At 42.2% G+C, this 15033-nt stretch carries 10 protein-coding genes and 2 tRNA genes; 9 read left to right on the top strand and 3 right to left on the bottom strand.

Annotated elements, in window-relative coordinates; genetic code table 11:
* Window positions 1-3 precede the first annotated feature (3 nt).
* The 5 genes from ftsE (at window position 4) to A391_RS0104505 (ending at window position 4201) form a co-directional block, all read left to right on the top strand.
* Window positions 4-717, top strand: a complete 714-nt coding sequence (ftsE, locus tag A391_RS0104525) for a cell division ATP-binding protein FtsE (protein WP_019897651.1) — start codon at window positions 4-6, stop codon at window positions 715-717.
* Window positions 714-1634, top strand: a complete 921-nt coding sequence (ftsX, locus tag A391_RS0104520) for a permease-like cell division protein FtsX (protein ID WP_019897648.1) — start codon at window positions 714-716, stop codon at window positions 1632-1634. The genes ftsE and ftsX overlap by 4 nt, the downstream gene beginning before the upstream one ends.
* A gap of 231 nt (window positions 1635-1865) precedes the next feature.
* Window positions 1866-2195 (top strand): PepSY domain-containing protein, encoded by a 330-nt coding sequence (locus A391_RS0104515; RefSeq protein WP_019897647.1) that lies wholly within the window; start codon window positions 1866-1868, stop codon window positions 2193-2195.
* 3 nt (window positions 2196-2198) lie between these two features.
* On the top strand, window positions 2199-2864 hold the full coding sequence (locus A391_RS0104510; protein ID WP_019897646.1) for a response regulator transcription factor: 666 nt from the start codon (window positions 2199-2201) through the stop codon (window positions 2862-2864).
* Window positions 2864-4201 (top strand): sensor histidine kinase, encoded by a 1338-nt coding sequence (locus A391_RS0104505; RefSeq protein WP_019897645.1) that lies wholly within the window; start codon window positions 2864-2866, stop codon window positions 4199-4201. Before A391_RS0104510 ends, A391_RS0104505 begins: the two co-directional genes overlap by 1 nt.
* On the opposite strand, the gene A391_RS0104500 is transcribed toward A391_RS0104505, so the two are convergent.
* Window positions 4198-4518 (bottom strand): PepSY domain-containing protein, encoded by a 321-nt coding sequence (locus A391_RS0104500; protein WP_019897644.1) that lies wholly within the window; start codon window positions 4516-4518, stop codon window positions 4198-4200. The genes A391_RS0104505 and A391_RS0104500 overlap by 4 nt on opposite strands.
* A gap of 383 nt (window positions 4519-4901) precedes the next feature.
* Between A391_RS0104500 and A391_RS0104495 the strand changes: the two genes are divergently transcribed.
* From A391_RS0104495 to A391_RS0104480, 4 genes are all read left to right on the top strand, one after another.
* The gene (locus A391_RS0104495) at window positions 4902-6611 is read left to right on the top strand and encodes a diguanylate cyclase domain-containing protein (protein WP_019897642.1); all 1710 of its coding nucleotides are present in this window, start codon (window positions 4902-4904) and stop codon (window positions 6609-6611) included.
* Window positions 6612-6755: 144 nt separating this feature from the next.
* Window positions 6756-6831, top strand: a tRNA-Val gene (locus A391_RS0104490).
* Window positions 6832-6893: 62 nt separating this feature from the next.
* A tRNA-Asp gene (locus tag A391_RS0104485) sits at window positions 6894-6970 on the top strand.
* A 313-nt stretch (window positions 6971-7283) separates the two neighbouring features.
* Window positions 7284-7502, top strand: coding sequence for a YdcH family protein (locus A391_RS0104480; protein ID WP_019897640.1), 219 nt, complete (start codon window positions 7284-7286; stop codon window positions 7500-7502).
* 21 nt (window positions 7503-7523) lie between these two features.
* Here the strand turns inward: A391_RS0104480 and A391_RS14125 are convergent, their stop codons facing one another.
* Together A391_RS14125 and A391_RS0104470 are read right to left on the bottom strand one after the other, a co-directional pair.
* Window positions 7524-13832 (bottom strand): PAS domain S-box protein, encoded by a 6309-nt coding sequence (locus A391_RS14125; protein ID WP_051089069.1) that lies wholly within the window; start codon window positions 13830-13832, stop codon window positions 7524-7526.
* Window positions 13833-13870: 38 nt separating this feature from the next.
* On the bottom strand, window positions 13871-15016 hold the full coding sequence (locus A391_RS0104470; protein WP_019897639.1) for an HD domain-containing phosphohydrolase: 1146 nt from the start codon (window positions 15014-15016) through the stop codon (window positions 13871-13873).
* Between the last annotated feature and the right edge of the window lie 17 nt (window positions 15017-15033).

The following is a 15033-nucleotide window of genomic DNA, read 5'->3' as shown; positions in this document are numbered from 1 at the left end:
AGCATGATTCAATTTGACAAAGTCACCAAACGCTACCCAGGTAGCGATGAGATACTCAAAAACATTAGTTTCAATATTGATGCTGGTGAGTTTGTGTTTCTAACTGGGCACTCTGGCGCTGGTAAAAGTACATTGTTAAAGCTGATTGCTGCAACAGAACGCCCTACCAGCGGTACGGTGTTGATTGCAAATCAAAATGTCAGCCAGCTAAAACCATCGGCTATCCCATTTCTACGCCGTCGATTTGGGTTGATTTTTCAAGATCATAAACTGCTGTATGACAGAAACTGTTTTGAGAATGTCATTTTACCATTACATATCAATGGTGTTACTGGACAAGAGGCGGCCAAGCGCGTGAGGGCGGCACTGGATAAAGTAGGTTTATTGAATAAAGAAAAGGCGATGCCAATTACTTTGTCTGGCGGCGAGCAACAACGCTTAGCCATCGCACGTGCAGTAGTCAGTCGCCCCTCAATACTACTGGCAGATGAACCTACTGGCAATTTAGATGCTAGTTATGCCGCTGACATTATGGCGATTTTCTATGCCTTTAATCAGGTTGGGGTGACGGTCATTATGTCCACACATGATGCATTGGGTATGAGCGCAAGACAAAATAGAGTCATGCATATCAACCAAGGCTCGCTGACTGAGCACTTACTTAAAGAACCTCACTTAGACCAAGCACCATCTTCCGTAGAGCGCTTCACATCATGAACAACTGGCTAAATCAACACATACAGACACTTAAACTTGTGCTTAGCCGCATGCATAACAACATGCTCTCAACGTTCATGATTTGTTTGGTGATTGGTGTCGCCATGTGCCTGCCAAGCCTGTTCTATTTGGCGGTAGATAACTTATCAAAACTCACTGACCACATGCAAAAAGACACCGAGATTAGCTTATTCTTAAAAGTGGATGCGAATACTGATGAAATCAAAGAAGTTGAACGCCAATTAGCAAAAAATCAGGGTATTGCAAACTTTCATTTAGTCACTAAAGAAGAGGCATGGCAGCAGTTACAAACTAAATCAAGGAGCAACCAAGAGATTAGCGATGCTGTGTCTCAATTAGGTAAAAATCCGTTACCAGACGCATTTTTTATTCAAGCAAAATCATCAGACCCTGATAGCTTGATTCGACTAAAAGATACACTACAAAACTTACCGAGTGTAGAACTTGCATTACTCAATACAGAGTGGGTGAAACGTCTTTCATCGTTATTGAGCCTAGGGAAAAAACTTATCTCGATGATTGCTGGCTTATTAGCTATCGTACTTTTAGTGATTATTGGCAATACGGTGCGTATGCAGATATTAACGCAAAAAGATGAAATCGAAGTGAGCAACCTTATCGGGGCTACACGTAGCTTTATTCGCATGCCATTCCTTTATGCTGGTGCGCTTTATGGACTATTTGGCGGCTTAATGGCGGTACTCATGCTCATCGGTATTATTCAGGCGTTTAATCTCTCCATTTCGCAAATCGCGCATTTATATAGCAATGATTTCAGCGTAACGTTATTTGATACTCAACTATTCCTAGCAGTCATTATTTCTGCAATCTCTATTGGCTGGATAGGCTCCTATATTGCTGTGTCACGTGCAATTGCCAGCTACAAAATCAATTAATCCCTCCAGCCAGCAAACGTTACCTTAAGAGGCATGCAATAACTATCGCATGTCTCTAAGTTAATTTATTTTAAGTACCTAGCGGTATTTCCAGTAGCTATATTGATTGATGCTTAACATGGTGTTCACAATTTAAGCTTAAGTTAAGCTTTCTAATGCACAATACGTTACCATTATCTTTCAGTCGAAGTTTTTCTATGAGGGGTAATATCCTCATGCAAACAACACATTATGATGAAAAAATTTAATCTATTTGTATTAGCCATCACAGCTGGCAGCCTGTTCACCAGCTTGCTTATATTGACTGACAAAGATGCAAATGCTGATATCAATCAGCAAACGGCACGACAACTCTTAAGCGCAGGAAAAATTCTCCCTCTAGAAAAAATCACGAAGTTAGCAAAAGCCATCAAACCTGGGGAGGTGCTCGAAACTGAACTAGAACAAAAAAAAGGCACACACATTTACGAGATAGAAATTCTCGATGCTCAAAGCCAAGTTTGGGAAATCAAACTTGATGCAAAAACTGGAAAACTCATCAAGCTAGAGCTTGAGGATTAAGCGATGCGACTACTTTTAGTTGAAGATGACGCAACCCTTGGTCCACAACTTCAAGCTGGTCTTCAGCGTGCTGGGTATGCAACAGACATAGCGACTGATGGCATAGAGGCTGAAATACAAGGTAAATTAGAGCCTTACGACTTGGTCATACTAGATTTAGGTTTACCGAAACGCAACGGACTAGAAATACTAGCTAACTGGCGCAGTGCACAAGTGGCCACGCCTGTCATTATTCTTACTGCTCGAGGCGGATGGCAAGACAAAGTGACTGGCTTTAACACGGGTGCAGATGATTACATAAGTAAGCCATTTCAGATCGAAGAACTACTTGCACGAGTCAGCGCGGTATTAAAACGTAGTACCGGTAATACGGTAGAAACGCTACACACAGCACACTTTAAATTAAATGAACAAACGCAAACAGTCATCTTCAATCACGGTGAGCAATGCAACCTGACGAATATTGAGTTTAGATTATTAAGATACTTTATGCTGCATTCAGGACACATTCTTTCTAAATCAGTGTTAACTGAACATATTTATGAATATGATGAAGATAAAGACAGCAATGTGATTGAAGTCTATGTCAATCGTCTGCGCCAAAAAATTGGTAGTCACTTAATACAAACCAGGCGCGGCCAAGGCTATGTGTTTGGAGTGGCTTCGTAATGCTTTCACTCAAAGGTCGACTATCTTGGAGCCTGACATTTAGCCTAGTGTTATTACTCTCGCTACAATGGCTAGTCGTAAGTTACGCAATCAACAAACTAAGCGAAGATCAATTAAGCAAACGCTTGCAACATGAGGGTGAGAGCTTGCTCGCCAGTGCCCAATTTAATGCATCCAACCAACTTGAAATTGACCCACAACGCTTAAGTGCTATCTACCAGCGACCATTCTCTGGACACTATTATGTTGTAATTACTGGTAACCAGCGCCTCATTTCACGGTCGCTATGGGATACTGATCTCAATATTAAAAGCCTAGCAAAAGATGAACAAAAGCTACTATATAGCAAAGGTCCTGAAGCACAATCACTACTGATTGTTGCCACTGGATATCAAAAACAAGGACAAGCCATTAGTATTGCAGTTGCTGAAAACTTAGGTCCCTTAAAAGCTAGCATTGAGCACTTCCAGTTGATATACGCTGCAATCTCATTACTGGGTCTCATCATGTTATTGGCAATACAGCGGCTGATTATTCAGCATTCGCTCTTGCCGTTAAAAATAATTCAAAGCGACATCGCTAAACTAGAGCGTGGCGAAGCGAATCAGATCACCTCTAAAGGCCCTGTAGAGATTGCGCCACTGATTACAGAGCTTAATCATCTGCTTCAATCTATCCAGCAAAAATCTAAACGTTCCAGAGAGTCTCTAGGTAATTTGGCTCACGCCCTCAAAACAAAACTAACACTACTCAATCAAACTGCAGAGCGTTCAGAAATTGAAGGGCTTCCACAAATCCGTGAGTCTATCTATGCAGCAACAAACTCGCTAGACCAAATTATCGAGAGAGAGCTAAAACGTGCTCGTTTAATGGGCGACATCCGCCCTATGCAGCAAATAGATTTGAAAATCGAGATTGCTCAACTGACGCATACCTTGCGCATGATTTATAAAACTAAGATTGTGAATATCACTTGGGAAGTCAACGAGGGAACAAAGTTTAATGGTGATGGCGAAGACTTAATGGAGATACTCGGCAACTTGTTAGATAACGCCTGTAAATGGTGTAAACGTAATGTATCACTCACCGTCACGGGTGGCGATGCACCAATTTTTGTGATTGAAGATGACGGACCAGGCTGCCCTGTTCATGAGTTAAACGCACTCACTCAGCGTGGTTTTAGAGCAGATGAATCTGTTGTTGGCAGTGGCTTAGGGCTTGCTATTGTCTATGACATTGCCAACAGTTATGGAGCAAACCTAAGTTTCAGCCGCTCAGCCGCACTGGGCGGCTTACGGGTTGAAATTAGATTTACCCCACGCAAGTTATTCACTTAAAACCACTCTTGGCTGACATCTCTAACTGCGCCAGTTTTAGCATCTACTAAAACTTCCCACTCACGCCCATCAGCATCAACAATTTCAAACTCATAATCCCAGCCTTTACCAAACTTTCTATTTTCTAGATCAGCATCTTCTACTGCACCAGGTTTTGCAGCAAGCGCCTTTGCTTTCGCCTGCTCTAATGTAATTAGACCTAACTCTTTTGAGATTGCTTCAATTTCTTGGGCATCATCATCCGCAAACGCTAATGGCGATAATAAAGCAAATGAAATGACCGACACTAAGGCCAATGTATTCATTGATTTTTTCATGATATAACTCCTTTGTTTAAATGGTGAGTATCACTTTATGCGTCTAAGCTTAAATCAAGCTTAAAATACATGTGCCATTTAAAAAAATGCATCAGATCTCTTAACTGATGCATATCAGTATATAAAAAGTATTGAAAACATAAAACTCGACTCAACTTACCCAAACCTATCGCACTAATATCTAAATGTCTCTAAAACCTTTGTTTATTCAAGCATATACCCAATAAGGTCGCTTTACCTGTATAGACAATTTTGTTAGAGTTGAACCAAGTACTAGAGTCTGCATTTCAAACCACCGGTGGATACTCAAATATCTCCTCTTTGACTTGCAAATTTGGCTTATAGTCAATTGTCATATGCAGTGACAAGAACTGAGAAAATACTTGTTCACAAAAACACACATCAAAGATGACTTAGGTATCGCGCAAGCCCTCACTTGGCGCTACGTACTTGCACTATCTCTCGTTGCCGCACTCACCACTGCAGCTTGGTACAGCCTCAAACTTGTCATCTCTGAACAAGAAAGTACCGCTGCAGTCGTTAATATTAGTGGGCGTCAACGGATGCTAAGCCAACGCACAGCCCTATTCGCCAATTTATTGGTGACAGCACATGCAAGTGAGCGTGCGTCTATTCGCACAAAACTGGAAGAATCTATTGAGTTAATGGCAATCTCGCATCATGGATTACTTTATGGCAATAAAGTAATGGGACTACCATCCTCAATGTCTCCAGCGGTAAGCGCCATGTATTTTGAAGGTGATTACTCTCTTAACAAACAAGTAAGAACTTACATCAATACCGTACGTGCATTGCTCGCAACAGATAGCGATAAGCTAAGCCCAGACAACGCAGCGCTACGCTACATTACCAACACAGCACCAACAACTTTAGTTTCCTCACTGGATAAAGCCGTGCACCAATATCAGCTAGAGGGCGAAGCATCCATCAAGCAGCTCGAAAAAGCAGAGACTGCGTTATGGATTCTCACACTGCTATTACTTTCACTAGAAGCCATGCTGATTTTCAACCCGTTTATCAAACACATTAAAGTGGTGATAAATAAGCTTAAGCGTGCAACTGACGAAATTTTGCTCAATCAGGAGACACTTGAGGAGAGAATCAAACAACGCACTTCTGAGCTAGCCAATCGAAGTAAAGCGCTCGCAGAAAGTGAACAAAGACTATCGATTCTGCTCAATAACACCAATATCCACATGTGGGCATTTGACGGCACCTCATTCACCTATACCAATAAGCAATGGTTTGATTTTACAGGCCAAAATCCAGAAGATAGCCTAACCGTAGAAAAATGGACTTCCGTTGTGCATCCGGAAGATATCGCAGAGGCTCAAAAAATATGGCAAGTTGATTTCGAAAAGAAAACTGGCCACGACCATTACTTTAGATTAAAACGGAATGATGGTGTTTATCGGGACTTTTATTGTCGAGTCACGCCTATTGAGGATGAGAGTGGCAAATTCTTATACCTTCAGGGACATAATTTAGATGTTACAGACCGCAAGAAACTAGAAGACGAAGTGCGTCAACTCGCGTTTTATGATGCACTGACAAAGCTCCCAAATCGACGCTTGCTTAAAGACCGTTTAGGCCAAACCATGGCATCAAGCAAACGCAATGGCCGCTACTGTGCGCTCATGTTTTTAGATCTTGATAACTTCAAACCGATTAATGATACCTATGGTCATGCGTTTGGTGATGCATTACTGTTAGAGGTTGCAGTGCGTATCAAAAATTGCGTCCGCCAAGTTGATACAGTGTCACGCTTTGGTGGCGATGAGTTTATTGTCCTACTCAACACCTTGAGCAAAAATAAAGAGAAATCTATACATCAGGCCAACCGTATTGCCGAAAAAATCCGTAAAGCATTATTACAACCATATTTACTATCGTTAAATACAGGTGATACCAAATCTAAAATAGAACATTTATGTTCAGCTAGTATTGGGGTCGTTGTATTTATTCATCATGAGCTAAATGAGGACGAAATACTCAAACGTGCAGATGATGCGATGTATGTTGCAAAATCTGCTGGCCGAAATCAAATCAAACTTGATAGCGACTTCGATTAATCGACAAAAGAGCATCAAAACGCACATCCCAAACGTGACTTAATTGAGACAATTCAAAAAAACTCCTTTTTATTTAAATTATTTCAAAAATGTGTTGAAAACATGCCGCATTGTCTGTAATATGCGGCCTTCGTTAGTGCTGCAGGGTGCTTAGCTCAGTTGGTAGAGCGTCGCCCTTACAAGGCGAATGTCAGCGGTTCGACCCCGTTAGCACCCACCAAAAATTTGCACTGACGAAAATTTGAGCTTTAGTTTAAATATGTATTAATACATTAAGTTCAAGGAGTGGTAGTTCAGTTGGTTAGAATACCGGCCTGTCACGCCGGGGGTCGCGGGTTCGAGTCCCGTCCACTCCGCCAATATTTTAAAATCCTTATAAGTGAAAACTTATAAGGATTTTTTCTTTTCTGCTCCATAAAAATATCATATTTTTCTGTGTGGTCACCGTTTAAGCTGTCGTTAGACAGTTAAATCAAAAAACCCCTCACTTCTAATATTCAATCAACTTGAGCAGCCCGCGTGTTAGCCTCCAACTAACAGAAAAATATTCATTTACCTATGCTGTTACGCTAGGTCACCAATTTCATGACATAAGTCAATAAGCTTAATCACAGCCTTATTTACAATGAACTTGTCTATATTGGATTTTAGTATTTATTAAGGAGCCTCACCATGTTTCCAGAATATCGCGATTTAATTTCAACGCTAAAACATAGCGACTTGCATTTTACGACCCTATTTAACCGCCATAACGAACTTGATCAAAAAATTAAAAATATTGAGTCCGCTATCGAGGTTGCAAGCCATGAGGCGGTAGAGGCTTTGAAAAAAGAAAAGTTACAACTTAAAGATGAGATATATGCGATTTTAACTAAAGCAAAGAATGCTTAAATAAGATTAACTCGCCCAGATTCAAAGCCATTCTTTTAAAATTTCACGTGCACTTTCAAACGAAAACTGTTTAATCTCACGCCCTAATTTTAAAGATGACGCACCTAATGCGGCTTTAAAAGTATCGGCATGCTGCTCATATAATACAACTGCTGCCGCATCATTCTCAGCTAACATTGTATCAAGCGATTTTAAGAGTGTGACAGGTATCTCGACGCCGGTTAATTCAACACCCTCAGGTTGCTGTGGTCGAAGCATAGTTGGCAATACTGCTGCAATTTTAATGAGTTCATTACCGAGAGATTCAATTTTAGGCACAACAGTTTCTAAACTCAGAGTGGTGCCTTGGCTTTCGCGCAGTAACGTCTCTAGCTCACTCGCACACAAAGCTAGACTATCTGCCCCCAATGTGGCGGCAGCGCCTTTTAGCGCGTGTGCTGAATGCCTTGCGGCAACGTAATCACTTTGGCTAATCAAGCGCTCTAGTTGCGCGGCATCGTCAGCATGTGAGTTGATAAACTCCGCCAATAGGCTAAGGTATTTCTCAACATTGCCACGCAGTGCTTCAAGCACTCTGGATATATTTAAACCTGACATGGTGCGCAGTTGCTCCAGCGCCACCTGAGCTACGGCACTGTGCTCAGGTGGCAACACAACATGACCATCCATGCTTGATAGATCAGATGTCGCTACACTTTCTTGATCTACTGCTGTATCAATCACATCACCGCTCGCTATGTGCTTAACTGGTAGCCACTTCAACAAGGTCGTGTAAAACAATTTAGGCTCAACTGGTTTCGCAATAAAGTCGTTCATGCCGGCGTTAAAACAGGCGCTACGATCTTCATCAAACGCATTCGCAGTCATGGCAATAATCGGTGTTTTTTCATAATCAGGCAATGTACGGATTAGTTGCGTAGCTTCTATACCGCCCATATTCGGCATAAACATATCCATTAATACCAAATCATATTTTTGCTGTTTTACTCTGCCAATAGCCTCTACACCATCGGCCACTGTATCTAATATCAAGCCGGCATTACGTAACATTTCTACCGCGACTTCTCGATTAATCGCGCTATCATCTGCTAATAATATTTTGGCTCCTGAATGATTTAGCTTGAGCTGTGATTCAGCATCACTTAGTACAGAAGTGCCGTATGTTGAGGCTGAAGAGTCTTGGCCTCGTTGCAGTCTTGCGGTAAACCAAAATGTACTGCCTTGGCCAACTTCACTATCAACACCAACTTCGCCACCCATCATATTGGCTAATTTACGCGTAATGGCAAGCCCTAAGCCAGTACCACCATATTTCCTAGTAATAGAAGTATCAGCCTGCTCAAACACTTGAAATAACTTATTGGCACGTTCTGGACTAATGCCTATACCAGTATCTCGCACTTCAAACCGAACGAGGAAGTCGTTCCCGTTATCCTCTAGGAGCCTAGCGCTTAAACTCACCTTGCCTTGATCCGTAAACTTGATTGCATTCGCTGCGTAGTTCAATAGTGCCTGACGCAAACGCGTAGGATCTCCACGTAACAGTGGTGGAACGTCACCACGGTCTATTTCAACCTGCAAGCCTTTATCACGCGCGCTCTCGCCTATAATCGAATCAATGTTATCTAACACGCTAGATAAATAAAAGTCCGTTGTCTCAAGCACCAGTTTACCAGACTCGATTTTGGAGAGATCTAGAATGTCATTAATGATCGTGAGTAGATGGCGGCTTGCCCCATCAATCTTATCCAAACGCTCTACTTGCTGCGGCGTTGCCCCTGCGCGACGTAACAAATGGGTCAACCCGATAATTGCATTCATTGGGGTACGAATCTCATGACTCATATTTGCCAAGAAAGTACTCTTGGCGTGATTAGCGGCTTCTGCCTGCTCACGCGCCTGACTGAGCTCAAAAGTACGACTTTGGATGAGTCCTTCTAGATGATTACGATGTTGATCTAACTCTACCGCAACACGTTTTTTCTCGGTAATGTCTTCTTTAACTGCGACATAATTGATGACGCTGCCATCTGCAGCTCGTAGCGGAGTAATAATCGCAAACTCGTAGTACTCAGAGCCATCCTTACGTCGATTAACAAACTCTCCTTTCCATGCCAATCCTTCGCTCAGCTTTGCCCACATCTCTTCGTAGGTGGCTTTTGGCGTTTGTCCTGAGTGCAATATATTAGAGTTTTTTCCAATCACGTCTTCTCTGCTATACCCCGTAGCATCTACAAATGCCTGATTCACATACTCGATTTGAGCTTGTGTATTAGAAATCACCACGCTTTCTGGGCTTTGTTCTATCGCTTGTGAAAGTTTGCGAATTTGCTCTTCATTGGCCTTTCGTTCGGTGACGTCCGCAATAAATCCATGCCAAAGTACGCTGCCATCAAGGTCATTTTCAGGCATTGCATTACCAGATAACCAGCGCACGGTTTGATCGCTAAATTTAACGCGATATTCATAACGCCATGGCGTTAATGCTTTTGCTGATGCTTGAATAGAGCTGACAACACCGTCGTAGTCATCAGGATGAATGATCGAAAGCACTGAAGATGCATCATTCATGACCTCCTCTGCACTCACACGATAAACCTCTTGAATCCCTTCGCTTGCATATGGGAAGCATGCACTGCCATCCGCACGCAATCGGTATTGATACACCATACCTGGCAAACGATTCGTAATTTTTTTCAGCAAGCTTGCCGCTTGCTCGCGCTCGGCTTCTGCCTGTTTACGTTCAGTAAGGTCTGAGTTGGTACCTGATACTCGCAATGGTGTGCCATGTTCATCACGCAAAATAAAGCCTCGAGACAACACGGGCACATAATGTCCATCTTTGTGTCGCATTCTAAACTCAATTTCATAGCTGTTAGAACTACCTTTTATGACCTCATCAAAAGCCTGATTGACCAAGTCTAAATCATCAGGATGCACAATCTGTTGCCATAAGCCTGCACCAACAGTAAGTTCATTAGGCTGATAACCTAACATAGACCACCAGTGGTCAGAGTAATACAAATCGTTAGTGGCAAGGTTCCAATCCCAAGGGGCATCTCGTGAGCCACGCAACACCAGCTGCAAACGCTCTTCTGATGCTTGTAATGCGAGCTCAATCGTTTTACGTGCTTCATCGCGGGCAAACGCATCTAGCGCAAAACTAATATCGTTTGCCATTTCGATGAGCAAGGATTGCACCTCATGATCAAACGCATTGACCTCACCGGCGTAAATATTAAAAGCACCTATGGTAATACCGTTACAACTAATGGGTAATGCAGCAGACGCTTTCCAGCCCGAATGCTCACCACGCTCATGCCAAGCAGTGGTACGTGGATCGTTGATAAAATCCTGAATCCAAACTGGGTGATTTTCACGTACGGCTGTACCAGTCGGCCCCTTACCGAACGGGCTGTCAGCATCTATTGAAATATGCACGTCTGCCATGTAATGGTGTAAATCACCATGTATTGCGACTGGTTTAATCAGCTGACTTTCGTCATCGATCAAGCCTATCCATGCCATTTTTAAACTGCCAAACTCAACGGTGTCATGACAAATACGTTCAAACAACTCATCTTGATGACCACTACGGACAATGGCTTGATTGCAGTAACTTAACACTGCATAAAGCTGTGTTAAACGCTTAATTTTTGCTTCGGCTAGCTTCTGCTGAGTAATGTCCTCATATACACCCAAAATACCGACAACGTGATCATCCTCGTCCTTAAGAGGGACTTTAGAGGTACGTAACCAAAGCGCATTACCATCCTTAGTCGTTTGTTGTTCTTCATAAAACAACTTGGCTACCCCTGAGTCCATCACGGCCTGATCATCTGCACGATACAGAGCGGCTTCGGTAGCCCAACTCATTTGATAATCATCCTTACCAATTAAGTCTTGTGGATGTGCTAAACCCGAATCTTTAGCAAATAAAGTATTACATCCTAGGTAACGTAAATCGCGATCTTTCCAAAAGACTCTCACCGGCGCAGTATCAATCACTTTGAACAACAAATCACGACCGCGTGAAACAGCGGCTTCAGCCTGGATACGCTCAGTAATATCTTGCACGGTACCATGAGAGGTTAAAGGCTTACCTAACTCATCAAACAAGGTAAAACAGCGCTCTTGCACCCACTTAACACGGCCATCATGCATCAAAATCCGATGCTCGATCTCATAGCCTGTTTGATGAGTGATGGAGTGCTGATAGACAGTATCAACATGCTCCTTATCATCAGGATGGATTGCCGCTAAGAATGCTTCATAGGTAGCATCAAAAGACTGAGGAGTTAACTCAAATAGGGCATACACCTGATCACTCCAGAACAACCTACCCGTGTGATGATCTAAGGTCCAATTACCTAATTTAGCAATGCTTTGCGCTTCTTTTAGTAATTGCTCACTATCGCGTAAACTATCCTCAATATCTTTTCTCTCTGTAATATCGCGAGAGATACCAAACAAACCCACCACCTCACCTTGAGCATTACGCATAGGGCCTTTAGAAGCCAGATAAGTACGAACACCATGAAGCGTCACTAACTCTTCTTCATAGGTTTGCAATACCATGTTTTCTATAGTGAGTAAGTCGTTTTCTCTAAAATTTTTGGCCACTTCAGCTGGGAGAATTTCAGCATCAGTCTTACCAATAATATCTTCAGCACTACCACCAAGCGCTTTTGCAGCTTCTGGGTTCACCAGTAAGTAGCGTCCTTCAATGTCCTTAATATAAATTGAATCGGAGGAGTTCTCTGCAAGCATTGCAAGCAATTGGTTACTTTGGTTTTTCTCTGCCAACATAACCAACTGTTGAGCGCGCTGTTGCTGCCTCCAAAGCATCACCAGCGTCATCATCATGGCGAAAATGCCTGCGAAAGCAATTAAACTAATCCAATACAAGCTGTTCCAAAGTTGTGCAAAAACTTCGTCTTCATCTATTTTAGCGATTAGACGCCAATCTGTTCCCTTTACTGGCACATAGGCTGCAATGACATTATGGGCGCGATAATCTTTGGCTTTTACAGTACCTGCCCCAGTATTACTTAAAGAAAATTTAGCGGGTAGAGGAGCTTTTTTAGTTGAAAATTTGAGCTTAAGTGCAGTACTTTGTCGATGTCTCAACTGATTAAGAAAAATAATCTCATCACCTTGTTGACGTACCAATAAGGTTTCTGCTGTTGTGCTGGCTGTAGGCCATGTCTGAATTAAAGGATATAAAAATTGCTTAGCTGAAACCCTTAATACAATAGCGACCGCATGTTGTTGCTCTTTCACATACATCGCAGGCAATGGGGCGATCCAATCTAAATACACCTCACCATCAGTATCAAGCATCAAATTGCTAAATTTTGTTGACTGTTGTTTAAGAGCCAAAGTAAGTAATGCTTGATTAACGTGTAACGTTGGATTTTCAGTGTTGGTATTGACTAAAACTTTACCGTGCTGATCAACCAACATAAGATTGTCATACCCATAGGATTGAATATAAGTATTAAACCTACGCTGAATCTGGTTGGCGCGTTGTGGATCAAATTGGCTTTGTGAAAACTTTTGAATCTGTCTCATTAAACCATCTGATGCTAATAAAATATCAACATCACCAGAACGCTCTAGCATCCAATGTTGAATTTGATCCGCTTTAAGGTTGGCAATTACCTTTAAATCGCTGATTGCCTCATTCTCAAGCTGTGGTGCTTGTAATTTATAAAAACTAATCCCAATTAACGGAACAATCAATGTAAGTAAAGCAAAAGATGAATACATGTGATTAACTGGTGAGAAACTTCTTTTTTGTTCATAGCTAATCGCCCTCATGGCTATTTTTTCACACCAAACATTCAGCAGAAAATAGAACAGCCCACTGGTAATGGCGACAAAAAGCCAGCCTTTAACACTCATTGCAAACTCTATTTGGCCCGCCTGGGTAAACAACCTCATCACAAACTTATCTGAGAAAAGTATCCAAACACCAGATAACAGCGCATAAACAAAGACCGGCTTTAGGATATCAAGGCGAGCTTTTTTTATCTGGGCAACTTCAAGCTGACCTGTTTGTGCGTTTTTTTGAAGCAAGTATTTTTGAAGGTTGTCGAGAACTAAATAAAGCAGAATGCTAGTCACCGCAACGAATAGCCAGCCCTTTAGCATACTAAACAACTCGACAAGATCTGAGCTCTCAAAGAGCTGCATTAAGGCTTTATCAGAAAAAAGTATCCATACACTTGCAAGAACCGCATAAACGATGACTGGTTTAAGAATTTTAATTCGAGGAACAGTATGTTCGATGAAATTTGTAGGGAGTAGATTATTCTTATTTTTCATCGCCTAGTGCCTAGTGGACATTTTAAAACAACTAATTTTTAAGCTGTGCCTGAATCCACATCAGCAAAGCGGTTGCCAATGGCAACAAACTCATCGAGATTCTCAAGAAATATTTCAACAAGTGTTGGGTCAAAGTGCTTAGCTTTACCTGCCACAATAATATCGCGTGCAGCCTCACTGGACATCGCCACTTTGTACGGGCGGACTGAGGTTAAAGCATCATATACATCGGCTAACGCCATAATACGTGCAGACAAAGGAATTGCTTCGCCAGCAAGACCATCTGGATAACCACTACCATCCCATTTTTCATGATGCCAATGTGCAATCTCCTTAGCAAAAAGTAGAAATGGCAAGGGTGTGCTCACTTCATCCTCCGCTTTCTGAATCGCATCACTGCCCAACTTAGCATGGGTTTTCATGATGGTGAACTCTTCTTCTGTTAACTTGCCCGGTTTAAGTAAAATGTAATCAGGAATACCCACCTTGCCAATATCATGCAAAGGGGCTGAACGTGCAAGCAGATCAATATAACGATCTGTCATCAACTCTGTATAAGGTGAGCGTTGTTTTAAGCCTGAAGCTAGGCAGTGAACATAACTTTGTGTGCGGCGAATATGATTGCCAGTCTCGGGATCGCGAATTTCAGCTAGATGCGCTAGTGCTCGGATACTGACTTGTTGCGTGAGGTCGTTTTCTGCCATGCGCTTAGCAACTTCAGCTTCAAGTAAGTCATTTTCACTCTTGAGCCACTCACGTGCGCGCTTTACATCTAGCTGCGTGCGTACACGTGCCAATACCACTGCCGGCTTAATTGGTTTGGCAATGTAATCGACAGCACCAAGCCGCAAACCTTTTTCTTCATCATCAGATTCAGATAGCGCGGTGACAAATATCACAGGAATATCTTGGGTAGCAGGATTCTGCTTTAATCGACTCAGTACGGTATAGCCATCAACTTCTGGCATCATGACATCTAGCAATATCAGATCAGGCTTAGGGACTGCTTCCGAGATACGCAACGCACTTAGCCCGGAGGTCGCCACTAACACACGGTACGATGGCATTAATAACTCACTTAATATATGCAAGTTCTCTGCGACATCATCAACAATGAGTATGGTTTCTTTTGTTTCAGTCAGCATATTAATCTCTACATTGTTGATTTTATAAATAATTACCACAATTTTACTGCTGGATA

It is taken from the genome of Methylotenera mobilis 13 (genome assembly GCF_000384255.1).
Taxonomy (GTDB): Bacteria; Pseudomonadota; Gammaproteobacteria; order Burkholderiales; family Methylophilaceae; genus Methylotenera; species Methylotenera mobilis_B.
Note: the sequence above shows the minus strand (reverse complement) of the source record. Positions and strands in the feature narration are given on the sequence as shown.